Here is a 1477-nt window from a genome sequence, read left to right on the forward strand (position 1 = left end):
GTCCGGGGTGTCGCGGTATCTGGAGTGCGGCCCGGCGGGGGTGCTGTCCGCGATGGGCGCGGGATGCGTGGAGGGCGGGGCGGTGTTCACCGCTTCGCAGCGCACTGTCCGTGGCGCGGACGAGCCGGTCGACGAGGTCCGCTCCCTGCTGCGGGCGTTGGGTGAGCTCCATGTTTCCGGGCAGGAGATCGCCTGGGACGGGGTGCTGTCCGGCGGGACGCCGGTGGACCTGCCCACGTACGCCTTCCGACGCAAGCACTACTGGATCGAACCGAAGGCCGGGAGGAACGCTGGGAAGAACACCGGCCACGGACGCCCGCACGTCGACGACGCCCTGTGGCAGGCCGTCGGCAGCGGAGAGAGCGAACGCGTCTCCGAACTCCTCGGCGTGACCGACAGCTCCGCCGTGGCCACCCTCCTGCCCTACCTCGCCACCTGGCGCGAACAGCAGGACAGGGCCGGCGAGGTCGCCGACTGGAGCTACGAGGAGACCTGGCAGCCCTCCCCGGTGGCGCGCACCGCGCCGCTGCCGCGCGGCCACTGGCTGATCGTCGCCCCCGCCGCCGCACAGGACCTCGCCGGAGACCTGGCCGGGGCACTGACCGGCGCGGGCGCCTCCCCGCACCTCCTGACCGCCGACACCGGCACGGACACGGACTCCGGTGCCGACCGCGCCGCGTACGCCGCGTCGATCGGCGACCTGATCGCCGAACTCGGCGACGAACCGCTGCGCGGCGTCCTCGCCCTCACCGCCGCCGACACCGCCCCGCCCGTCACCGTCGACACCACCGTGACCCCGGGAGCACCGAACGCACAGCCCTCCACGACCTCCCGGTACGCGTCCAGCATCGAGTCCATGTGCGGCGAGTGGAACGCGTGCGACACCTCCAGCCGCCGCGTCCGCCTCCCCAGCCCCGCGAAATGCCCCACCACCACGTCCACCGCGGCCGTGTCACCACTGACGACCGTCTGCGCCGGACCGTTCAGCCCCGCCACCGACACCCGCCCCACCACACCCGCCAGGACTTCCACCACCTCCGACTCCGACGCCTCCACCGACGCCATCGCCCCACCACGCTCACACCCCTGCATCAACCGCCCACGCGCCACCACCAACCGCGCCGCATCCCCCAGGCTCAGTACCCCTGCCACATGCGCAGCCGCCACCTCACCCACCGAATGCCCCACCACCGCACCCGGCACCACACCCCACGACTCCCACAACCGGAACAACGCCACACCCACCGCGAACAACCCCGGCTGCGTGAACTCCGTCTCATGCACCAACACCGCGTCCGCACTGTCCTCGGGAGCGAACACCACCGCGGCCAACGGCACCCTCAGATGCGGATCCAACGCCGCACACACCTCGTCGAACGCCTCCCGGAACACCGGGAACGCCCCGTACAACTGACGCCCCATCGCGATCCGCTGACTGCCCTGCCCCGTGAACAACACCGCCAACTCACCACCGACG

The 1477-nt window shown here is 72.1% G+C and carries 1 protein-coding gene and 1 pseudogene; one reads left to right on the plus strand and one right to left on the minus strand.

Going from position 1 to position 1477, the window contains the following annotated elements; translation table 11 throughout:
• Positions 1-52: 52 nt before the first annotated feature.
• Positions 53-394 (plus strand): annotated as a pseudogene (locus tag EAO76_RS47095) (hypothetical protein); the annotation flags it as partial.
• A gap of 86 nt (positions 395-480) precedes the next feature.
• On the opposite strand, the gene EAO76_RS42305 reads toward EAO76_RS47095, so the two are convergent.
• Entirely contained in the window at positions 481-1422 is a 942-nt protein-coding gene (locus tag EAO76_RS42305) for an acyltransferase domain-containing protein (protein WP_262376223.1), read from the minus strand.
• Positions 1423-1477 lie beyond the last annotated feature (55 nt).

Origin of the sequence: Streptomyces sp. sk2.1, from assembly GCF_008120935.1 — a bacterium.
Classification (GTDB): domain Bacteria; phylum Actinomycetota; class Actinomycetes; order Streptomycetales; family Streptomycetaceae; genus Streptomyces.